This is a genomic window from Streptomyces sp. NPDC056503 (assembly GCF_042794995.1).
GTDB lineage: Bacteria > Actinomycetota > Actinomycetes > Streptomycetales > Streptomycetaceae > Streptomyces.
Genome location: NZ_JBHTST010000107.1, coordinates 1 through 21053 on the forward strand (window position 1 = coordinate 1; position 21053 = coordinate 21053).

The window sequence follows — 21053 nt, forward strand, 5'->3', positions numbered from 1 at the left end:
GCCGGGAGCGGCGCCCCCGTCCCCGGTCCCGTCCGTCTCCGTCGGCGGGACGGAGCCCCCGTCACCCGGCGACCCACGCGACCGCCTCGTCCCGCCGGTCGAGCGGGAAGGTCCTCGTCTCTCCCGGAGTCATCCAGCCGAAGAGCGACGTGACGTGCGTCATCCACTCGATGTCGGTGACCAGCGCGATCCGCTTCCAGGCGCGCAGGTGCTCGACACCGACCTTGAGGTCCTGCCACAACGCCCCGCCCGACATGCCGTCGAAGTCGCGCACGACGATCAGGAACCGCACCTCACCCGCCCCCGCCGCCTCGACGAGCGCGGGAAGCACCGCGTCCCGGTAGTCCTCGGCGGACAGCTTGCCGGACGCCTCGAAGGCGATGACGCCCGCCGGCACTCCTTCGAGCCTCTCGATCACCCATGCCTCCCGCTCGGGTCGGGCGACGCCTCCAGGGACCCGCAGCGGTACGGGTACGGGCGCAGCAGAGCACCAGCCTCCGGCTGCCCGCCCCGTCCGGCCACACGCGGCGGCCGAACGGGTGGGCCGTGGGGGAGCGGAGACCTCCGGCGGAGACCCGTGACGAGGGCCCGTGGCCGGGACCCGCGATCACGGCCCCGTGCTCCCCCCGGCCCAAGGTTGTCCCTCGTGCGGGGCGATCGAACGTGTGCCCCACCCTCCGGGCGTCCCGGTCGCGTCATGATCGGCAAGCCCGCCCCCAGGGAGTCCCGGCACGCCCCGGGCTCCCGCACCGCCCTTCGGAGGCAACCACCCGTGCTCCTCGTCATCGTCGTCGCCGTCCTCGCCCTGCTCGCCGGCCTCGCCGCCAACCGCTGGCTGCGGCCCCGGCTGCTCAGCGAGGACGACGGCACGGGCATGGCGGTGAAGGACCTGGTCGGTCCGCTGCTGACCATGACCGTCCTGCTGCTCTCCTTCGTCCTGGTCACCGCCAACGGCTCGTACGGGAAGGCGGAGGTCGCCTCGCGCGGCGAGGCCCGCGCCCTGGACCAGCTCGTCGAGACCGCCGAGTACGCGCCCGACGCGCAGCGGGCCAGGATCCAGGCCGCCGCGGTCTGCTACGCCCGTGCCGTCCGCGTCCAGGAGTGGCCGGCCATGGCCGACGGCAAGGGCTCCCCGGCGCCCAGCGTCTGGTCCACGGACTTCCGCGCGACGTTCGAGGACCTGGCGGGCCAGCCGGTCTTCGGCATGCTGGTCGCCGCCGACAACAAGCGCTCCGACGAGCGCGAGGAGCGCCTCACCCAGGCGACCGCCAGCATCCCCAGCGCGATCCTCTGGTTCCTCCTGGCGACGCTCGTCATCACCGTGGTCGCCCTCGGCATCTGCCTGCCCCGCAGGAACAACCGCGGCCAGTTGATCACCCTCGTCGTGATCACCGCCCTCCTCACGACGGCGCTGTGCATCATCCGGGACGTCGACCGCCCCTTCGGCGGCATCATCCAGGTCGAGCCCACCGCCATCACCGAGGCCGAACGCCAGGCCACCCGCGACTTCACGGCCAACCACCCGGCCGCCGAACTGCCCTGCGACGACGAGGGCGACCGCCGCGCCGCCTGACCCGTCCCGCGGTCGCGGGTGTCCGGACGCAAGGAAGCGCGAGCGGAGAGCGGGAGACCATGGAGCGGAACCACAAGCGCCTCGCGACACCCTGGGCCGCCGGGACGGCGGGAGTCGTGTTCGCGGTCCTGACGACCACGGCGATCGTCCTGGTACGCCTCGCCCTGCCGAGCGGGGCCGACGGGGTCGGAGCGACCGTGGACGCGGGGCAACGGGGCGCCGTGCGGACGGCGTTGGAGCTGGTCCCGTTCGCCGGGATCGCGTTCCTGTGGTTCATGGGCGCCCTGCGCGCGCAGGCGGGCGAGCGCGAGGACAGGTTCGTCTCCACGGTGTTCCTGGGCAGCGGTCTGGTCTTCGTCGCCACGTTGTTCGGTGCCGCCGCGGCGGCCGGGAGCGTACTCGACGAGGGGGGCGGGCAGGGCTCCTCCTTCGGCCACGACCTCGCCTACGCCCTGCTGACCACCTACGCCCTGCGGATGGCGGCGGTGTTCGTCCTCACGACCTCGACCATCGGACACCGGCTCGGTGTCCTCCCGCGCCCGCTCGCCGTCGTCGGTTACCTGGCCGGCCTGACGCTGCTCGTGGTCGGATCGAACGTGCCCTGGTCGGAGCTGGTCTTCCCGGCCTGGGTGCTGATCCTCGGCCTGAACGGCCTGCGGCGCCGATCCGCCGGGCCGCGGCCCGCCGATCCGACCTGACCGGGCCGCACCGCTCACCCGAACGGTCCGCTCCCCGTCGCTGTGGCCCTCCCGGCCGACGAGAGTGGCGCGGGGGACATGACCGGGCCGTTGGAGAGGACCGATCCCGTGGTGAGCATTGCCGTCGACCTGAACCGCTGCCAGGGGTACGCGCAGTGCGCGTTCCTCGCTCCGGAGATCTTCACCATGCACGGCGACGAGGCGCTGCTGTACGACCCGGACGCCGACGAGGCGCAGCGCGAGAAGCTGGCCCAGGCCGCCGCGGCCTGCCCCGTACAGGCCATCCTCGTCGATGCCGTGGACGAGCCGGCCGAGGCGGTGCCCGATGCTCGGTGAGGGAGTCCTGGAGCAGCTCAGGCGCGAGGGCCGCATCGTCGTCGTCGGCGCCTCGCTGGCGGGTCTGCGGGCCGCCGAGACCCTGCGGGCCAAGGGCTTCGCGGGGGAACTGACCATGATCGGCGACGAGCCCTGGGAACCGTACGACCGGCCCCCGCTGTCGAAGGGGGTGCTGCTGGGCAGGGCTCGCGCCGACCGCACCGCGCTGCCCCGGCTCCGGTCCGTCGACGCGACCTGGCGGCTCGGCGTTCCGGCCACCGCCCTGGACATGGCGGCGCGGAGGGTGCGGCTGGCCGACGGCGACGAGGTGCCGTACGACCGGCTGCTCATCGCCACCGGCGTCCGGGCCCGGCCGTGGCCGCGCGAGGAGGAGGCCGAGCTCGACGGCGTCTTCGTGCTGCGGACCCGCGACGAGGGCGCCGCGCTCGCCCGGCGGCTCGACGAGGGGCCCCGACGGGTCCTCGTCATCGGAGGGGGCTTCGCCGGCTCGGAGATCGCCTCCGCCTGCCGCGAACGCGGTCTCCCCGTCACCCTCGCCGAACGGGGCTCCGCGCCCCTGGTCGGCGCGCTCGGCGGGGTGGTCGCCGCGGTGGCCGCCGGCCTCCAGCGCGAGAACGGCGTGGACCTGCGGTGCGGGGTCACGGTGACCGCTCTGGAGGGCGACGCCTCGGGGCGGGTGCGCGCCGCGCACCTGTCCGACGGCTCCACCGTGGAGACCGACGTGGTGGTCGTCTCGCTCGGAGCCCTCCGCAACACCGAGTGGCTGAACGGTTCCGGGCTCGGGGCCGGACCCCGCGGCATCGCCTGCGACGCCGGCTGCCGGGCCTTCGACATCCGCGGGATCGTCACCGACGACATCTACGCGGCGGGCGACGTCGCCCGCTGCCCCCACCCCCTGTTCGGCTACCAGTTCCTCTCGCTGGAGCACTGGGGCAACGCCGTCGCCCAGGCCGGGATCGCGGCGCACAACATGCTCAGCGAGAGCATCGACCGACTGCCGCACATGGACGTGCCGGCCTTCTGGTCCTCCCAGTTCGGCGTCAACGTCAAGTCGGTGGGAGTGCCCTCGATGGCGACGGAGATCCTGATCTCGCAGGGCTCGCTGGACAGCCGCCGGTTCGTCGGGGTCTACGGCTACCAGGGGCGTGTCATCGGTGCCGTCTCCTTCGACCACGGGCGGTGGCTGCCGTTCTACAAGGAACTCATCGAGAGCACCGCGCCGTTCCCGCCGCAGTTCCCCACGGTCGACCGGCACGCGGACGGACAGCGGCCGATGGACGCGGACTTCCCCGACCCGTCGGTCCCCAGCCACGGCCCCACCGTGACCCTCAGCGGATACTCGCCGGCCGACCGCCGGATGACGTTCACCCCCGCACACTGACCCGCACGGCCACAAGGACCTGCCATGACGCGAACCCTGCTGCACCAGATCCTGGACTACGCCAACCGGGCCGACCCGTACCCGATCTACGAAGAGCTGCGGAGGACACCGGTCCACCACGAGGCCGACGGGCCGTACGTGGTCAGCACCTACTACGAGATCCGCAGCCTCCTGCACGATCCCCGGATCAGCTCCGACGCCCGCAACCTGGCGTCCGGCGGCGCCGACCCGCTGGCCGAGTCGCCCTCCGAGGAGAGCGCCCTGCCCCCGGGCTTCCTCCGGCTCGACCCGCCGGAGCACGACCGGATGCGACGCATGACGAACCGGCACTTCGGCCCGCCGCACTCCCCCCGCCGGGTCGACGGCATGCGCCCGGAGCTCCACGACATCGTCGCCGGCCTCATCGACGGCCTCGGCGACCCGGGCCGGATCGACCTGGTGGAGGAGTTCTCCTACCCGTTCCCGGTGACGGTGATCTGCCGGCTGCTCGGAGTGCCGCGCGAGGACGAGGCACGGTTCCACACCTGGGCGGACACCCTCGCCGCCAGCCTCGACCCCGACCCGGACGCCGATCCCGCCGAGCGCGGCAAGGGCGCGCACGAGGCCCGGATGCAGCTGGGCATGTACCTGGCCGCCCTGATCGAGGAGCGCCGGAAGAACCCCGGGGACGACATGCTCTCCCAGCTGGCGACGGCCAAGGGCCCGGACGGCTCGATGACCACGATGGAACTGCTCAGCACCGCGGCTCTGCTCCTGATCGCGGGGCACGAGACCACGGTCAACCTCATCACCAACGGAATGCTGACCCTGCTGCGCAATCCCGAGGTCCTCCGACGTCTGAGGGACGAACCGCGCCTGGCCGTGCCCATCGTCGAGGAACTCCTGCGCTTCGAGCCGCCGGTGCAGCTGCTGCCCCAGCGCACCACGCTCGCCGACATCGAGGTCCGCGGCGTCACCATCCCCAAGGGCTCCACCCTCTGGCTGGTCCTGGCGTCCGGCAACCGCGACCCCCAGCGCTTCGAGAACCCGGACCGCTTCGACCCGGACCGCCCGGACGTCCAGCACCTCGGCCTGGGCAGCGGCATCCACAGCTGCTTCGGTGCCCCGCTCGCCCGGCTGGAGGCCCAGCTCGCCCTGTCGGAGCTGGCCCGGAGACTGGAGAACCCCCGCCTGCTGGACGACCCGCCCCCGTACCGCCGGAACGCCGTACTGCGCGGGCCGCGCCATCTGAGGATCGCCTGCGACGGGATCCGCCCCTAGGACGTGTCGTCAAAGGGTCATGCCCACATGAGTAGTGACGCGAGGGCGACGGCTGCTGGTAGGGCACGGCGGTCTTGTCGTACCCGGTGGCGAGGCCGCGCCACTGCTTCAGACGGTTTCAGCAGCGGTCGACGACGTTGCGGCGCTAGGCGTCGCAGGGTAGCCGTTTGGCTACGTCCCGTTACGGGGAGGTGTGCACGGGCCGACATCGGAGTCGGCCAGTGAGGAGACGCCATGTCCGAGACCATGCCCAACTCAAAAGGCCCCGCGAAGGTGCAGATGTCGCCCGAGGTGGCCGCGAGCCTTGGCCTGACTCCCGCCCCCGAGGCAGCGGCCCCCGGGGCCGACCTGATCGTGCCGATCACTGTCCACGCTCGGCTCGTCAGCCGGGCGAGTTTGTCGGGCGTCTCAAGCTTCGAGGAGTCCTTTGAGGGCGTGCACGTGCAATGGGAGCTCCCCGAGGCCCCCGCTGCCGGGCTCGACGCCCCCGACAGCGGCCAGACCACCTTCCCTCTGGTGCCCAACCGCTGGCTGGTGGTTCGGTACCAGGGACCGGCCGACGCGCGCCAGGCCGTCGGTTGGGTTGTCCAGAGTGACCACCTGGACATCGAGGGTCCGCACGGGGCGCGTGGCACCGCCCGGAGCCTCGCGTTGACCGACAGCCGGACCGGGCCCGCCGCAACGGGGAGGAGGGTCGACCTGGAGTCCGGCGAGTGGGCCGAACCGGGCGCCGAGGGGGGTCTGTTCCTCACTGCGGTTGGCCCCGGCCTGCCGACGTTCGCCGCGTACCAGCCGTACAACACGGACGTCTTTTCCATCCACGACCGCACGGATGGCACCGACCCCGACGACAGCTTCCGCTACCTGGTCGCCGGCTGGTACAGCGACGGCGATGCCGAGACCCTGAGCAAGTCCGCTGGCGTCGGCGACCTGCTGCCTCCCGACCCGGCCGGCCTGACCCCCGACCCGGCCCGGCTGACCGGCATCCTTGACGCCCTCGGCTGGCAGCCGTCCGGCTCCTCACGGACCCCGCGCACCGCGTTCAGCGGTACCGCCCTCGGCCTGAGCCGGCAGGGCGAAGCGGACGACCGCCCGTAACGCTGGTCTCAGGCAGCCAGGGCGCCGCGGGCTGGGCTCGGGCGTAGTGCTGGCGCTGCTCGGCCGGTTCGACCTGGCGGGTCGGCGCTGGCCGGGACTGCGGGTGGGCTGTCCGCCGCATTGCTGGAACTGTTCGAGGTGGCCTGGCGGCCGGCTCGGCGAGGGTCGGCTGGCGCCCTCCCCCGGCCTGCGCCTGCTGGGGCTGGTTGGCCTCGTGGTCAACTGGCGGCGCTCGGCGAACACCGTGCTGGCCCGTTCCGCTACGTTTTGCCGAGCGAGGACGTACCGTCAAAGTGATCTTGAATAGTGGATCATGATCCGGTGATACGTCATGAACTCTCCGATGCCGAGTGGGACCTGGTGGAGCCGCTGCTGCCCAGGCCCAGCACCGGTCGTCCTCGTCTGGATGACCGGACGGTGTTGAACGGCATCGTGTGGAAGTTCCGGACCGGGGTGGCGTGGCGGGATGTACCCCAGCGGTACGGCTCCGTCGTGCGGGCCCACCAGCATGCCGCTGGGGCGCGAAAAAGACTCCGGAACCAGGCGCTGGGCCGCTCCCGGGGCGGGCTGACCAGCAAACTCCACCTGGCCGTCGATGGACTCGGCCGGCCGCTGGCCCTGGTCCTGACCGGCGGGAACACCAACGACTGCACCCGATTCACCGCCGTCATGGACGCGATACGAGTACCCCGGAGCGGACCAGGACGCCCCCGGATCCGCCCCGATCATGTCCTGGGGGACAAGGGCTACGGCTCCCAAGCGATCCGCGCCTGGTTGCGGCTTCGCGGTATCGGCCACACGATCCCCGAGCGAGCCGACCAGATCGCCAACCGACTGCGGCGCGGTAGCCTCGGAGGCCGCCCTGTGGCCTTCGGTCGCCAGCTCTGCAAGTGCCGCAACGTCGTCGAACACTGCTTCAACCGCCTGAAGCAGTGGCGCGGTCTCGCCACCAGGTACGACAAGACCGCCGCGTCCTACCACGCGGCCGTCACCCTCGCGTCACTACTCATGTGGGCGTGCCCCTTTGACGACACGTCCTGACGTCCTGGCGCGACGGTCGGCGGTAAATGCGTCGACAGCACCCCGCGGCACCCTGCAGAGTGGCCGTCCGTGACGAGCAGCGAACTGTGGACCCGTGAGACCGCCGACCGCTACGACGCCGAGGAGGCCGAAGCGTCCTCGGCCGCCGCCCTCGGACCGATGCTCGACTTTCTCGCCGAGCTCGCCGGAGAGGGCCGGGCACTGGAGTTCGCCATCGGGACCGGACGAGTGGGCGTCCCGCTCCGGGAACGCGGCGTGCCGGTCGTGGGCATCGAACTGTCCGAGCACATGGCGGCGGTGCTGCGGCGGAAGGCCGACGAAAGCACGCTCCCGGTGGCCCTCGGGGACATGGCCACCACCGTCGTCCCCGGCGAGTTCACCCTGGTCTACCTCGTCTACAACACCATCACGAACCTGCTCACGCAGGACGAGCAGGTCGAGTGCTTCCGCAACGCCGCACGTCATCTGGGGCCCGGCGGCCGCTTCGTCATCGAGCTGGGCGTGCCGCCGCTGCGGTTCCTGCCGCCCGGACAGGTCGCGGTGCCGTTCGACGTCTCCGAACGGCACCTCGGCTTCGACACCTTCGACCTCGTCGAGCAGGTTCTCGTCTCGCACCACCTCACCCTCGACGGCGACGACGGCCGCTACCGCCGCGGGAACTCCCGGCACCGCTACGCCTGGCCGGCGGAGCTCGACCTGATGGCACGGATCGCCGGGCTGGAGCCGGAACGTCGCGTCGCGGACTGGGACGGGACCCCCTTCACCCAGGACTCCGCGAAGCACGTCTCCGTGTGGCGCAAGCCGGTCTGACGCCGGCCCGCGCCACGCCCGCGGCTCCGCTCGGCGCGCGCCCGGCCTCGGCCGTCGCGCGCCGTCGCCACGTCATGCCCGTCCGCGGCGGCGCAGCGCCGGGTCGGTGAGCGAGGGCGGGGTGTAACCCCCGTCGCGCGCGGAGAGGTCGACGCCCGGCGGGACGATCTTGTCGATGCGGTCCAGGACGTCCTGGTCGAGCCGGATCGCGTCCGCGCCGAGCTGGCTCTCCAGCTGGTCGAAGGTGCGCGGACCGATGATCGCGGACGTCACCGCCGGGTGTTCGAGCACGAACGCCAGGGCGAGCTGCACCAGCGTCAGCCCCGCCTCCTCGGCGAGCCGGGCGAGGGCCTCCGCCGCGTCGAGCTTGGCCGCGTTCTCGGGAGAGGTGATGTCGAAGCGCTCGGCCTGGCGCTCCGCGCGGCTGGAGACGGGCTGCGGCGCGCCCTCGCGGTAGCGGCCGGACAGCCAGCCTCCGGCCAGCGGGCTCCAGACCAGCACGCCGAGCCCGTACCGCTCGGCCACCGGCAGCACCTCGCGCTCGACGCCCCGCGCGAGCAGCGAGTAGGGCGGCTGCTCGGCGACCACCCGTTCCCGGCCCCGCCGTTCGGCGGTCCACTGGCCCTCCACGATCGCCGACGGTTCGAACGTGGACGTTCCGATGTACCGGATCTTGCCCTGGCGCACCAGATCGGTGAGGGCGCCCAGCGTCTCGTCGAAGTCGGTGTCCGGCTCGGGCCGGTGCACCTGGTACAGGTCGATCCAGTCGGTGCCCAGGCGCCGCAGGCTGTTCTCGACCTCGCGGATGATCCAACGGCGGGAGTTCCCCCGCTCGTTGGGGCCGTCGCCGAGCGCGCCGTGGAACTTGGTGGCCAGCACCACGTCGTCCCGCCGGCCGCCCGCGAGGGCCTTGCCCACGATGGTCTCGGACTCGCCGGCCGAGTAGACGTCGGCCGTGTCGACGAAGTTGACGCCCGCGTCGAGCGCCCGGTGGATGATCCGTACGGAGTCCTCGTGGTCGGCGTTGCCCCGGGCGCCGAACATCATCGTCCCCAGGCACAGCGGGCTGACCTTCACGCCCGTGCGGCCCAGACTGCGGTACTGCGTCATCGTGCACTCTCCTGCATGAGTTGATCGGTCGTACGGGGGTCGGGGGCGTCGGCGTCCGCGGTGGCGCCGTCGCGGAAGGCGTCCCACAGCCGGCGGTAGGGGCCGCCCGCCGCGAGCAGTTCCTCGTGCGTGCCCGTCTCGGCGATCCGGCCGCCGTCGAGGACGACGACCCGGTCGGCGCGGGCGGCGGTGGTGAGCCGGTGGGCGACCACGACGGTGGTGCGGCGCCTGGTCAGGGTCGCCGTCGCGGCGGTCACGCGCCGTTCGCTGGCCAGGTCGAGCGAGGCCGTGGCCTCGTCGAGGAGCAGCACGTCCGGGTCGACGAGTTCGGCACGGGCGAGGGCGAGCAGCTGGCGCTGCCCGGCGGACAGGTTCCGCCCGCGTTCCCCCACCTGCTGGAGATAGCCCCGGGGCAGCGCCGCGACCATCTCGTGCGCGCCGACGGCCCGCGCGGCGGCCTCCACCTCGGCGTCCGAGGCCTCCGGCCGCCCGTAGGCGATCGCGTCGCGGACGGTTCCGCTGAAGAGGTGCGGCTCCTGGGGCACGATGCCGAGACGGCGTCGGTAGCCCGTCAGGTCGTACTCCCGCAGATCGACGCCGTCGACGCGGACGGCGCCGTCCGTGGGGTCGTAGAAGCGGGCGAGGAGCTTGACGACCGTGGACTTGCCGGCGCCCGTCGTGCCGACGAGCGCGACGGTCTCGCCCGGCGAGATCCGCAGCCGCAGACCGTCGAGGACCCGCCGGCCGCCGGGGTAGGCGAAGGACACCGCGTCGAACTCGACCTCGCCGCGCAGCCGTCGGACCTCGCGCGGCCGGCCGGCGGCGGGCGTGCCCGTCGGGGTCCGCATGAGGGCCCGCAGCCGGGACAGGCCGATGACCGCCTGCTGGTAGCCGTCGAACACCTGCGACAGCTGCTGGATCGGCGCGAAGAACAGCTCCACGTACAGCAGGAACGCGATGAGCGTGCCCGCGGTGAGCCGCCCCTCGGTCACCTGCCCCGCGCCGACGGCCAGCACGGCGGCCGCCGCGAGGGTGCCCAGGAACTCCACGAACGGGAAGAACACGCCCATGTACCGCTGTGCGCGCAGCCGCGCGTCCCGGAACTCGCCGGCCAGGACGGCGAAGCGGCGGGCGTTGTGCCCCTCGCGGCGGAACGCCTGGGTGACCCGGATCGTGGCGACGTTCTCCTGCAGGGCCGCGTTCACGACGCTGACACGCTCCCTCGCCTCCCGGTAGGCGGGTACGGAGCAGCGGCGGAACACGGCCGTCGCCACGGCGAGGACCGGCACCACCGCGACCAGGACGAGGGCCAGCTCCGCGTCGATCACGAGCAGCGCGGCCAGTACCCCCGTGATCGTCAGCGCGCTGACCACCGCGGTGATGAGGCCCGTCTGCAGGAACGTCGACAGGGCGTCCACGTCCGTGGTCATCCGGGTCATGATCCGGCCGCCGAGCTCGCGCTCGTAGTAGTCCAGGCCGAGCCGCTGCAACTGCGCGAAGGTCTTGACCCGCAGCGTGTACAGCAGCCGCTCGCCGGTGCGGCCCGTGGTCCTCACCTGGAGGACTCCGACGGCCCAGTTGGCCGCGACGACCAGCGCGGCGGCGACCGCGGCCGTGAGCAGGGCGCCGTGGACGCCGTGGGCCACGCCGTCGTCGACGCCGTGCCGCACCAGGACCGGTACGGCGATCTGCGCGAGCGCGTCGAGCGCGACGAGCAGGAGCCCCAGTGCCAGCGGCGCCCGGAACGGCTTCAGCAGGCGCCGCAAGGTCAGCTCCGGCTCGGCCGACGCGGCGGCTTCGACGGGCAGCCCCGGATCGGCCGGGGGCAGCGGCATCCGGGCGAGCCCGGCCAGGATCTCCGGGTTCGGCGGGGCGGAGCCGAGCAGCCCGCCGCCGCCCGGGGCGCCGCGTCCGGGACCGGAGGTCGCGGCGGCCTCCGCGAAGGCCTGCGCGGCACGGACGGCGGCGTCACCGCCCTCGTCGTCGGAGGCGCCGTCCTCGTCACGCCGCCACAGCGCGGCGGTGACCGCGTCGGACGGCGTGGGCGGGGCGGCGGGCGCGGGCTCGGCCCGGGCGGGCTCGTCCGCGGCCGACAGCAGGGTCCTCAACAGCGTCGAGCGGGAGCGCAGTTCGTCCAGGGTGCCGGTGTCGACGACCCTGCCCCCGTCCAGTACGGCGATCCGGTCGGCGAGCTCCAGGGTGGAGCGCCGGTGTGCCACGATCAGCGTCGTGGGGCGGCGGACCTCCGTCCGCAGCGCGTCGTGGATCTCCGCCTCCACCCGGGTGTCGATCGCCGACGTGGCGTCGTCCAGGACCAGCAGGGACGGCTCCGTCAGCAGGGCGCGGGCCAGGGCGATCCGCTGCCGCTGTCCGCCGGAGAGGGTGAGCCCCTGTTCGCCGACGACCGTGTCGTAGCCGTGCGGCAGCCGCCCGACGAACTCGTCCGCGCGGGCGAGCCGGGCCGCCGCCCGGATCCGCTCGTCGTCGGCGTCGGGAGCTCCGTACGCGATGTTGGCGCGCACGGTGTCGGAGAGCAGCAGCGACTCCTCGAACACGAAGCCGATCCGTGAGCGCAGCGAGTCCAGGGACAGCTCGCGCACGTCGTGGCCGCCGACCAGCACCCGGCCGCCCGCCACGTCGTAGAAGCGCGGCAGCAGCGCGGCCGCCGTCGACTTGCCCGAGCCGGCGAGCCCGATGAGCGCCACCGTCTCGCCCGGACGGATCTCCAGGGAGAAGCCGCGCAGCAGCGGCCCCCCGGACCCCGTCCCCGACCCGTCCTCCGTGCCGTACCCGAAGGTGACGTCCTCCCAGACGACGGAAGGCGGACCGGGCGGGAGTGCGACCGCGTCGGGCGCCTCGGCCAGGCCCGGCGTCTCGTCGATCACCTCCAGGACGCGGACGGCGCCCGCCCGCGCGGGCTGCCACACGGTGAGCAGCGTGGCCAGCTGCCGTACCGGCGTGACGAACGAACCGAGGTACGTCGTGAACGCGAGGAACGTGCCCAGCGAGATGCGTCCGTCCAGCGCCATCCAGCCGCCGAGCGCGAGGACCGCGACCTGGCCGAGGGCGGGCACCGCCTGTAGCGCAGGGTTGTACCGGCTCGTGTACCGCACGACCCGGATCCGGGAGGCGAAGAGCCGGCGCGCCCGCCGGTCCAGGCCCGCCAGTTCGCGCCGTTCCTGCCCGAAGCCCTTCACCACCCGCACCCCGGTGACCGTCGCCTCCACGGCGGAGGCGACCTCGGCCGCCTCCTGCTGGGCGTGCCAGTTCGCGGGGAACAGGTCGCGGCGGCTGCGGAAGGCGATGAACCACAGCAGCGGCCCGACGACCAGCGCCACCGCCGTCAGCAGCGGGGACAGCAGGGCCATGAGGACCACGGACGCCAGGAACATCAGCACGTTGCCGGTGAGGTTCGGCAGGAACTGCAGCAGCGTCTGGATGAGCGTGATGTCGGAGATGGAGCGGCTCACGGCCTGTCCCGTGCGCAGCTCGTCCTGCTTGACGCCGCCGAGCCGTACGAGCGAGGCGAAGGCGTCGTTGCGCAGGTCGTACTGGACGCCGAGCGACACCCGTCCCGACCGGTACCGCCGGGTGAAGCTCGCGCCGAAGCGCACCGCGCCGAGGGTGACCAGGAGCGCGAACCACGGCGTCAGCGAGCCCGCGGTCCCGGCGTCGACGGCGTCGACGACATGGCGCAGGACCAGCGGCAGGGTCGCGGTGGCCACGGCGGCGACGACCGCGGCGCCGTAGGCCAGGGCGAGGTCACGGCGGTGGCGCAGGCAGTAGCCGAGGAGCCGGCGCGCCCAGCCGCCGGGACGCGGACCGCCGGGCCCGGCCGCCTCGGCGGCGGCCGGGCCGGGCGCGGTCGCGGGGGAACAACCGGTCACCGGGCGTCCACCAGTGCGGAGGACCGCTCGGCGTCCGTGTTCGTGTTCGCGTCCGTGCCCGGGGTCGTGTCCGCGTCGGGCAGGTCGAAGAGGCGGTTGGCCGGGCGGGGGAGGCCGTAGTGCTCGCGCAGGGTCGTCCCGGTGTACTCGGTCCGGAAGAGGCCCCGCTCCTGGAGGATCGGCACCACCTCGTCGACGAACCGTTCGAGGCCGGACGGCAGCACCGCGGGCATGATGTTGAAGCCGTCGGCCGCGCCGCTGTCGTACCAGTGCTCGATCGTGTCGGCGACCTGCACGGCGGTTCCCGCGAAGGTCCGGTGCCCGCGTCCGCCGCCGAGCCGGCCGATCAGCTGACGCACGGTCAGCCGCTCGCGCCGGGCGAGGTCGACGACGAGCGTGTAGCGGCTCTTGGCCCCTTCGATCTCGTCCTCGGTCGGGATGTCCTCGGGCAGTTCCCGGTCGAGGTCGAGGTCCTCCGGCGCGATCCGCAGCCGCTGGGCGAGCTGGCGCCTGGCGTACTCCGGGGAGATCAGCCGGTCGAGTTCCGCGTCCAGCTCCCGTGCCTCGGCCTCGGTGTCCCCGATGACGGGCACGATCCCGGGGAGGATCCTGATCCCTTCGGGATCGCGGCCGAACGCGACGGCGCGCCGCTTGACGTCCTGGTAGAAGGCGATGCCCTCCTCCAGCGTCTGCTGGGCGGTGAACACGGCCTCCGCGTAGCGGGCGGCGAAGTCCTTGCCGTCCTCGCTGGAGCCGGCCTGGACGAGGACGGGGTACCCCTGCGGCGAGCGCTCCACGTTGAGCGGGCCGTCGACCCGGAAGTACGCGCCCCGGTGCTCGATCCGCCGCACCCGCTCCGCCAGCGCGTGCACGCCGCGCTGCTTGTCGGCCACGACGGCGTCGTCCGCCCAGCTGTCCCAGAGCTTGGCGGCCACCTCGACGAACTCGGCGGCCCGCTCGTAGCGCGCGTGATGCAGCGGGGTGTCGTCCAGGCCGAAGTTGCGGGCCGCCTCGGCGCCGGCCGTGGTGACGATGTTCCAGCCGGCGCGTCCTCCGGACACGTGGTCCAGGGAGGCGAACCGCCGGGCGAGGTTGAAGGGTTCGTTGTAGCTCGTCGAGGCGGTGGCGATGAGCCCGATGCGGCTGGTGACGGCGGCGAGCGCGGTCAGCAGGACGGTCGGCTCCAGCTTGCTCGACGGCCGGCGCCCGGGGTCGCCGTGGAGGACGGGACTGTCGGCCAGGAACACCGAGTCGAGCTTGCCGCGTTCGGCGATCCGCGCCAGGTTCTGGTAGTGCGCGATGTCCGTACCGCCCCGCGCCGGGCTCTCGGGCAGCCGCCACGCCGCCTCGTGGTGACCCGCCGACATCAGGAAGGCGTTGAGGTGCAGGGGCTGACGGTCAGGCGTGCGGGGCATGGGACTTCTCCTCCTGGAGAGGGTGACGGGGGTCGTCGTCGGCGGGGGTGTGGTCGAGGGCCGGGTGGCCGACGGGGCGGCCGGCGGGCCGGCCGGTGACGGCGCGGTGGTCGTGATCCGGGGAGGCGGCGCCGCGGTGGTCGTGATCCGGGGAGGCGGCGCCGTGGCGGTCGTGATCCGGGGAGGCGGCGCCGGGCGCGGGGGATTCCGGCCGCGTCACGCCGAGGGCGGCGAGCAGCGTGTCGCGGTACTCCTGGAACCGCGGGTCGCGCCGGCTGCGGGGCGTGGGCAGCTCGACCGCCAGGTCCAGCGAGAGCCGACCGTCCTCCAGGACCAGCACCCGGTCCGCCAGCTCGACGGCCTCGTCGACGTCGTGGGTGACCAGGAGCACCGCCGGGCGGTGCCGCTCGTACAGCTCGCGCAGCAGCCCGTGCATCCTGATCCGGGTCAGCGCGTCCAGCGCCCCGAACGGCTCGTCGGCCAGCAGCAGTTCGGGATCGTGGACCAGGGCGCGGGCGAGGGCCGCGCGCTGCTGCTCGCCTCCCGACAGCTCGTGCGGCCAGGATCGGTCACGCCCCGCGAGTCCCACCTCCTCGAGCGCGGTCAGCCCCCGTTCCCGTGCGCCGGGACCGCGCAGGCCCAGGACGACGTTGTCCAGGACCCGGAGCCACGGCAGCAGGCGGGAGTCCTGGAAGGACAGCGACACCCGGTCGGGTACCCGCAGTTCGCCCGCCCCCTCGACACCGTGGTCGAGACCCGCGACGGCACGCAGCAGCGTCGACTTGCCGGATCCGCTGCGCCCGAGCAGGGCGGTGAACTCGCCCGGGGCCAGGTCGAGATCGATGTCCTTCAGGATGGTCCGGGTGCCGAACCGGCGCACGAGGGCGCGGGTGCGTACAGCCGGAATCGCCTCGGTCAGCCCGCCAGGGTACGTCGCCACGACAGGGCCCTCCTCTCCACGGCACGGACGAGGGCGTCGGAGGCGAAGCCGAAGGCTCCGTACGCCACCAGGCCCACGATGATCACGTCGGACTGGGCGTACTGCTGGGCCTGGAACATCATGTAGCCGATGCCGCTGGTCGCGTTGATCTGCTCCACGACGATCAGACCGAGCCAGGACGAGGTCACGCCCAGCCGCAGCCCCACGAAGAACCCCGGCAGCGAACCCGGGATCACCACCTTGCGTACGAACCGCAACCGGCTGAGCCGCAGCACCTCGGCCAGCTCCACATGGCGGCTGTCGATACCGGTGAGCGAGGCGTAGGTGTTGATGTACATGTTCACGGCCACGCCGAGCGCGATCACCGTGACCTTCATGTCCTCGCCGATGCCGAGCCAGAGGATCAGCAGCGGCAGCATCGCCAGGGACGGGATCGCCCGCTTGATCTGCAGCGGCCCGTCGACCAGGTACTCGCCGGTGCGGCTCAGGCCGGCCACGACGGCGAGCGCGACACCCGTCACGACGCCCAGGAGCAGCCCGAGGCCCGCCCGCTGCAGCGAGATGAGCACATTGCCCTGGAGCCGTCCGTCCGCGACCAGGTCGACGGCGGTGGACACCACGGTTCCGGGCCCGGACAGGATGCGCGGATCGAGCAGGCCCGCGGCGGAGGCCCCCCACCAGGCGGCGAGGATCAGCGCCGGTCCGAGCAGTCGGCCGAACGGCACCGGGCGGGCAGGCCCCAGCCGTCGCCGCCGCCCCCGGGCGCGGCCGCCCGCCTCGGCGGCGGCGTCGCCGAGGTGCCGCGGCTCCCCGTCGCCTTTGCCCCCGCGTCCGTCCTGGCTCGATCGAGGGGTCCGTTCCTCGACGACGGCGGTCATGATCCCTCCCGGTACGGTGCGGCGACGGCCTGGGCCGCCAGGCCCTCGAACCGTCGGTCGAAGAGCGTCGAGACGTCGAAGCGGGGCACGAAGCCGCCCTCGGCGAGGAGGTCGGCGGTCTCCTGCTCCCAGGCGATCGCCTCGTCCCAACGCGCGGGAAAGTACGGCTTGTTGAGGGAGGTGACGATGCGTCTGCCGTCCTCGCGGTCGACCCCCTGGTCCTTGACGTAGTACGCGTCGATCCAGCGGTCGGAGTGCTCCCACGCCCACACCGAGCCGCGCGCCCACAACGGGACGAAACTGCGGACCGCGGCGGCCTTCGCGGGATCGTCCAGCACCTCCGTCGGCGCCCACAGGACGGTCAGCAGATCGACGACGTCGGTCCGCACGTCCCGCGCCCCGTCCTTGCGGTACTGGTCGAGGTACTTCGTCAGCGTGGGCTCGCCGAGCGGGGCGACGTCGACCTGCCCGGACTGCAGGGCGGTCAGGAACTGCGTGCTGGGAAGCGCCACCAACCGGACGTCGTCGTAGGGGATCCCCGCCTTCTTCAGGGCGCGGAGCACCACGACGCCCTGGGCCTGCCCCTGGGAGAACGCGACCTTCCTGCCGCGGAAGTCCTCCACCCGGGCGAGGGACGAGCCCGGGGCGGTGGCGAACACGTACGTGGGCTTGCGGCGCAGCTGCACCGCCACGATCCGGGCCTTCACGCCGATGGCGTGCGCCTGGATCGGCGGAATTCCCGCATTGGTGGCCAGATCGATGGCCTGCGCGCGGAATCCCTGGATGATGTCCGGTCCGGCGGAGAGGTTCGGCCATTCGGACACCGTGAAGGGGAGTTCCTTCCCGAGACCCGATTCCGCCAGCTGGATGCGCGCGGTGCGGACGGCCACGGAAAGCGAGGTGCCGGGCGGCGGGGGTGCGGTGGAAAGGGCCTTGGCGGGGGCGGAATGAGTGGCCTGCGAGGGCGGCGGAGCGCATCCGGCGAGGCCGAGCGCGGCGCCTCCCGCCAGGGCGAGGAATCCTCTTCGGGCCAGCTGTGGCGCGACGGGAGTGGAAGTCATGGGCGGTCCTGTTCTGGAAACGCGAAAGAAAGGGGAGGCAGAACGCCGAGGTCCGTGCCGAGGGGTCAGACGGGGAGGTAGGCGCCGTCGTGGAAGAGCAGCGGACGCCGGCCGGGCTCCTGCCACGAGTCGACGACGCGGCCGATGACGATGCGGTGGTCGCCGGCCGGCACGAGGGACTCGACGCGCAGCCGCAGCCACCCCGCCACGTCCGCGAGCACCGGCTCGCCCTCGGGAAGCCGCCGCCAGGCGGTGGGTTCGGCGAAGCGGTCGATGCCGCTGGTGGCGAAACGCCTGGCCAGGTCCTCCTGGTCGGAGCCGAGGAAGTGGACCACCGCGGTGCGGGCCTGCTCGACGTGGGGCCAGGAGGACGACCGCGTGGCGATGGAGAAGGAGACGAGCGGAGGGGTGAGGGACAGCGACGACAACGACGTCGCCGTGAAGCCGACGGGCCCGTGGCCGGCGTCGGCGGTGACGACCACGACACCCGCCGGATAGGCCCGGAAGGCCTGCTTGAAGCGGTCGGGGGCGATATCCGCCAGGGGTTGCGGGGGCACGGATACGGACACGTCTCCTCCAGGGAAGGAAAGTCACGAACGGGCGAGGGCATGAAGAAGCAGGGGAGTGGAGCGGGAGAACGGATGTCACGCCGGACGTCGCGGAAGGCGACGGAGAAATACGGCAGGCGGAATGTGCGACACCCGTGGATCGAGCGAGAAGTGTTCCGGATTCCGCCGCGTGGAACCGCGGCGCCGAATACCGGTCCGGGACGCCGTCAGGCGATGGCCCGGGACGGGATCAACAACAACATCCCGTCGCGGGGAAGGCCCCGTGAATGCTTCGCTCGCTGCTCATGAATCCATCTTCCGACGTGTGCTCGGGTACGGTCAACAATGCAACTGACTGAATTAAGTCGGGACTTCGGTGGTCGCCGGGTGCCGCGGCGGACCTCGGGTCAGGACACGGCGGGGAGAGCCGGCCAGGGCCCGAGCGGATCGTCGTACAGCGCTCCCAGCGCGACCGCGGGACCGGCCGTCGCGAGGACGGATCCGGTGAACGAGCTGGGGACGACGCGGTGTTCGGGGTCGTCGCACACCCACGAGCGCTCGGCCACCTCGGACCGCAGCGCGGCGAGGCACTCGGGCAGCCGCCCCGCCCCCGGCTCGACCACGATGAGAGTGGCGGGATCGAACATGTCGAGGAGCACGGCGGCGGCCCGGCCCACCAGGCGGGCCCGGCGCAGGAACAGCTCCCGCGCCGTCGGATCGCCGGCCAGCGCCCGCTCCAGAAGGGCCGGGAAGGAGGGAACGGACAGTCCCGCCGCGGCGGCCCGGCGTACCAGCGCCGCCTCCGACACCTCCGACTCCAGGCATCCGGACACCCTGCAGGCGCAGGAGGCGGATCCGCCGTCGGTGGCGCCGACCGGCAGATGGGCGACGCTTCCGGCGGCGGACCGCGGGCCCTGGTGCACGGCTCCCGCCGTCACGAACGCCGCGTCCACGACGTTGCCCACGAAGAGCAGTACCGCGCTCGACCGGGTGGCACGCCGCCCCACCAACTGCTCGGCCCGTGCCAACGCCCGCGCGTGGCTGTCGACATGGACGGGCAGCCCGGTCGCTTCGGCGAGCACGCTCCGTACCGCCACGTCGCGCCAGCCGAGTTGGGGGTGGCGTACGACGACACCGGCCGCGGGATCCACCCAGTGTCCGGTGGCGGCACCCAGGGCGAGCACGGTCCGGCCTTCCGCGTGCACGGCCACGAGCCCCGGCAACCGGGCCGCCAGTCCGTCGAGTACGGGGCCCGGAGCGGTGTCCCCGTGGGGACGCCGCTCCTCGGCGACGATCCGGCCGCGCAGGTCCACGAGCGACAGCGTGGTGTGCGTGACGGCGATGTGGGCGCCGGCGACGAGGTAGCGGTCCGCGTCGACCTCCACCGGCACGTGGGGCCGGCCCAGGCCGCGCGGACCGGTCGTCTCCCGGCTCTCGCGGAGCAGGCCCCTGCTCATCAGGACCCCGCAGTGCCCGCTCACCGCCGCCGGCGACAGCCCGGTCAGCCGGGCCACGGTGCTGCGCGCCACCGGACCGTGGTCGAGGACGGCGCCCAGCACCGCCCCGGCGCCGGACGCGCGGCGCGCACCCGGAACGGCGGCGGGGATGTCCGAGCGCCGCAGGGGCGCGTCATGTCGTGTGGTGGTTGGCGGCGGAATCTCCACGAGATGCCTTCCCGATCCTGTGCGAGTGCGTGGACGGTCGGTACGAGGCGGCACGGCACACGGGGAACGGGAGACCCGCCCGGATCACGGTCCGGACGGAACCGGGAGCCCGTGCCCCGGCGCGGTCGAACCCCCTCCGGGGAGGCCGACTCCGCGCCCGCGTCGCTCTTCAGGACCGTCGACACGCGGCAGAGCACACACGCTTCAGGTCGAGGTGACCTCGAGTCGTCAGAAGCGCGGATCGGTGCATGGTGCGCAACCTATTCGCGGCCGTACGAACCGGTCAAACAATTGACCACATCGTGGACACGAATGCCCGGCATACGGGACGCGGGCAGTCGTCCCGCCTCCTCCCGACCGGGAGCGCGGGCGTCCCCGACCGGCGCCCGCGCGCCCGCCGCCGGTCGGCCGGAACAGCGGGGCCGTCCGGCGAGGTCGAGGAGGCGATCAGCCCGCGCGAAGCGACGCGACCTCGTAGTACACCGCCGAGCCGGGGGCCGGGCCGCGGCAGGTCAGAAGGCGCGGTGGCGCTCGGTGGGCGTGGATCTCGACCTCGAAGGTCGACAGTCCGGCGAGGCGGCCGGTGACGCGGATCCGCCAGCGGGCGTCGTCCCGGACCGTCTCCTCGATCACGTAGTCGTGCCGACCCGACGGACCCACGTGGTGGAGCACGGCGGACAGGGCGGCCTGCTCGGGCGGGACGAGGTCGGTGTATCCGCGCAGATGGTCCGGCCGGATGCGGTCCGCCAGGTGCTCCTCGACCACCGTGACCGCCGAGAGGGCGTCGAGGTTGCCGTAGTAGACGCCGTCGGGTGCGACGGCGACGTTGGCGGCGAACCGGTCGCCCCCCACGTGCGTGCACTCCCACACCAGCTGCGGCCAGCCCTCGCTCAGCGCCCGTGCCACCGGGCGGCCGCGGACGGCACAGCAGGTGTCGTGCATGCCGTGGGCACAGACGAGGACGACGGGAGGACGGCCCCGTTCGCCGGGCGCTCTCAGGGCGGTGACGATCTCCGCCAGGTCCCCGTCGTCGTGCCAGGTTCCCCATTCCTGGCTGTGGTCGCCGTCCTTCTCGTGGCGAAGGACGGCCCACCGCGGCCCTTCGTCCGGCCGGAGGCGGCCGTGGCGTCTGATCAGCAGCACGCGGGCGCGCACGGCCTGCGCGGCGGAGCGCACCCGTGCCTTGACCCCGGGTTCGAGGTCGAGGCCGTCGAAGCCGTTCGACGGCCAGCCGGCCCGGTACTCGATGAGGATCCAGACCGAGCCGTACGGCGCGGTGCCCGCGATCGGGTCGCCGCGCAGGCGGGCGGCGTCGGAGCAGAGGAACCGTGCCGGAGTCGTCATGGCGCCCGT

17 protein-coding genes and 1 pseudogene are annotated in these 21053 nt (G+C 73.1%); 8 read left to right on the plus strand and 10 right to left on the minus strand.

Annotated elements, in window-relative coordinates:
- Positions 1 to 61 precede the first annotated feature (61 nt).
- Positions 62 to 418, minus strand: coding sequence for an STAS/SEC14 domain-containing protein (locus ACFQ8C_RS26830; protein ID WP_383462089.1), 357 nt, complete (start codon positions 416 to 418; stop codon positions 62 to 64).
- A 279-nt stretch (positions 419 to 697) separates the two neighbouring features.
- Here ACFQ8C_RS26830 and ACFQ8C_RS26835 point away from each other — a divergent pair, with 279 nt between their 5' ends.
- The 8 genes from ACFQ8C_RS26835 (at position 698) to ACFQ8C_RS26870 (ending at position 8197) form a co-directional block, all read left to right on the plus strand.
- The gene (locus tag ACFQ8C_RS26835) at positions 698 to 1573 is read left to right on the plus strand and encodes a hypothetical protein (RefSeq protein WP_383462090.1); all 876 of its coding nucleotides are present in this window, start codon (positions 698 to 700) and stop codon (positions 1571 to 1573) included.
- A gap of 59 nt (positions 1574 to 1632) precedes the next feature.
- Complete coding sequence (locus ACFQ8C_RS26840) at positions 1633 to 2271, plus strand: hypothetical protein (RefSeq protein WP_383462092.1); 639 nt, start codon at positions 1633 to 1635, stop codon at positions 2269 to 2271.
- Positions 2272 to 2382: 111 nt separating this feature from the next.
- Positions 2383 to 2607, plus strand: coding sequence for a ferredoxin (locus tag ACFQ8C_RS26845; protein WP_383462125.1), 225 nt, complete (start codon positions 2383 to 2385; stop codon positions 2605 to 2607).
- On the plus strand, positions 2597 to 3988 hold the full coding sequence (locus ACFQ8C_RS26850; RefSeq protein WP_383462093.1) for an NAD(P)/FAD-dependent oxidoreductase: 1392 nt from the start codon (positions 2597 to 2599) through the stop codon (positions 3986 to 3988). The genes ACFQ8C_RS26845 and ACFQ8C_RS26850 overlap by 11 nt, the downstream gene beginning before the upstream one ends.
- 24 nt (positions 3989 to 4012) lie before the next feature.
- A complete protein-coding gene (locus tag ACFQ8C_RS26855; protein WP_383462095.1) occupies positions 4013 to 5248 on the plus strand; it encodes a cytochrome P450 in 1236 nt (411 codons plus the stop codon).
- Between the two features lie 234 nt (positions 5249 to 5482).
- Entirely contained in the window at positions 5483 to 6346 is an 864-nt protein-coding gene (locus tag ACFQ8C_RS26860; protein ID WP_383462096.1) for a hypothetical protein, read from the plus strand.
- A 321-nt stretch (positions 6347 to 6667) separates the two neighbouring features.
- The gene (locus tag ACFQ8C_RS26865; RefSeq protein WP_383462098.1) at positions 6668 to 7387 is read left to right on the plus strand and encodes an IS5 family transposase; all 720 of its coding nucleotides are present in this window, start codon (positions 6668 to 6670) and stop codon (positions 7385 to 7387) included.
- Positions 7388 to 7456: 69 nt separating this feature from the next.
- Positions 7457 to 8197: a class I SAM-dependent DNA methyltransferase gene (locus ACFQ8C_RS26870; protein ID WP_383462099.1), complete on the plus strand. Its 741-nt coding sequence runs from the start codon at positions 7457 to 7459 to the stop codon at positions 8195 to 8197.
- Positions 8198 to 8269: 72 nt separating this feature from the next.
- On the opposite strand, the gene ACFQ8C_RS26875 is transcribed toward ACFQ8C_RS26870, so the two are convergent.
- The 9 genes and pseudogenes from ACFQ8C_RS26875 to ACFQ8C_RS26915 all read right to left on the minus strand — a co-directional run bounded on the left by ACFQ8C_RS26875 (position 8270) and on the right by ACFQ8C_RS26915 (position 21044).
- Positions 8270 to 9307, minus strand: a complete 1038-nt coding sequence (locus ACFQ8C_RS26875) for an aldo/keto reductase (protein ID WP_383462101.1) — start codon at positions 9305 to 9307, stop codon at positions 8270 to 8272.
- Positions 9304 to 13194, minus strand: a complete 3891-nt coding sequence (locus tag ACFQ8C_RS26880) for an ABC transporter ATP-binding protein (protein ID WP_383462103.1) — start codon at positions 13192 to 13194, stop codon at positions 9304 to 9306. The genes ACFQ8C_RS26875 and ACFQ8C_RS26880 overlap by 4 nt, the downstream gene beginning before the upstream one ends.
- A complete protein-coding gene (locus ACFQ8C_RS26885; RefSeq protein WP_383462104.1) occupies positions 13191 to 14609 on the minus strand; it encodes an LLM class flavin-dependent oxidoreductase in 1419 nt (472 codons plus the stop codon). The genes ACFQ8C_RS26880 and ACFQ8C_RS26885 overlap by 4 nt, the downstream gene beginning before the upstream one ends.
- Before the next feature lie 202 nt (positions 14610 to 14811).
- Positions 14812 to 15549 (minus strand): annotated as a pseudogene (locus tag ACFQ8C_RS26890) (ABC transporter ATP-binding protein); the annotation flags it as partial.
- Positions 15525 to 16430, minus strand: a complete 906-nt coding sequence (locus tag ACFQ8C_RS26895; protein ID WP_383462127.1) for an ABC transporter permease — start codon at positions 16428 to 16430, stop codon at positions 15525 to 15527. The gene ACFQ8C_RS26895 and the pseudogene ACFQ8C_RS26890, both read right to left, overlap by 25 nt.
- Entirely contained in the window at positions 16424 to 17488 is a 1065-nt protein-coding gene (locus ACFQ8C_RS26900; RefSeq protein WP_383462106.1) for an ABC transporter substrate-binding protein, read from the minus strand. Before ACFQ8C_RS26900 ends, ACFQ8C_RS26895 begins: the two co-directional genes overlap by 7 nt.
- A gap of 65 nt (positions 17489 to 17553) precedes the next feature.
- Positions 17554 to 18057: a flavin reductase family protein gene (locus tag ACFQ8C_RS26905; protein WP_383462107.1), complete on the minus strand. Its 504-nt coding sequence runs from the start codon at positions 18055 to 18057 to the stop codon at positions 17554 to 17556.
- Positions 18058 to 18443: 386 nt separating this feature from the next.
- A complete protein-coding gene (locus ACFQ8C_RS26910) occupies positions 18444 to 19694 on the minus strand; it encodes an ROK family protein (RefSeq protein WP_383462129.1) in 1251 nt (416 codons plus the stop codon).
- 453 nt (positions 19695 to 20147) lie between these two features.
- A complete protein-coding gene (locus tag ACFQ8C_RS26915; RefSeq protein WP_383462109.1) occupies positions 20148 to 21044 on the minus strand; it encodes a sucrase ferredoxin in 897 nt (298 codons plus the stop codon).
- Positions 21045 to 21053 lie beyond the last annotated feature (9 nt).

What these genes read in the sequence shown, in the direction of transcription:
- ACFQ8C_RS26885 (WP_383462104.1), bottom strand. Translation starts at nt 14,609, where the DNA reads ATGCCCCGCACGCCTGACCGTCAGCCCCTGCACCTCAACGCCTTCCTG.
- ACFQ8C_RS26855 (WP_383462095.1), top strand. Translation starts at nt 4,013, where the DNA reads ATGACGCGAACCCTGCTGCACCAGATCCTGGACTACGCCAACCGGGCC.
- ACFQ8C_RS26915 (WP_383462109.1), bottom strand. Translation starts at nt 21,044, where the DNA reads ATGACGACTCCGGCACGGTTCCTCTGCTCCGACGCCGCCCGCCTGCGC.
- ACFQ8C_RS26860 (WP_383462096.1), top strand. Translation starts at nt 5,483, where the DNA reads ATGTCCGAGACCATGCCCAACTCAAAAGGCCCCGCGAAGGTGCAGATG.
- ACFQ8C_RS26900 (WP_383462106.1), bottom strand. Translation starts at nt 17,488, where the DNA reads ATGACTTCCACTCCCGTCGCGCCACAGCTGGCCCGAAGAGGATTCCTC.
- ACFQ8C_RS26835 (WP_383462090.1), top strand. Translation starts at nt 698, where the DNA reads ATGATCGGCAAGCCCGCCCCCAGGGAGTCCCGGCACGCCCCGGGCTCC.
- ACFQ8C_RS26875 (WP_383462101.1), bottom strand. Translation starts at nt 9,307, where the DNA reads ATGACGCAGTACCGCAGTCTGGGCCGCACGGGCGTGAAGGTCAGCCCG.
- ACFQ8C_RS26850 (WP_383462093.1), top strand. Translation starts at nt 2,597, where the DNA reads ATGCTCGGTGAGGGAGTCCTGGAGCAGCTCAGGCGCGAGGGCCGCATC.
- ACFQ8C_RS26840 (WP_383462092.1), top strand. Translation starts at nt 1,633, where the DNA reads ATGGAGCGGAACCACAAGCGCCTCGCGACACCCTGGGCCGCCGGGACG.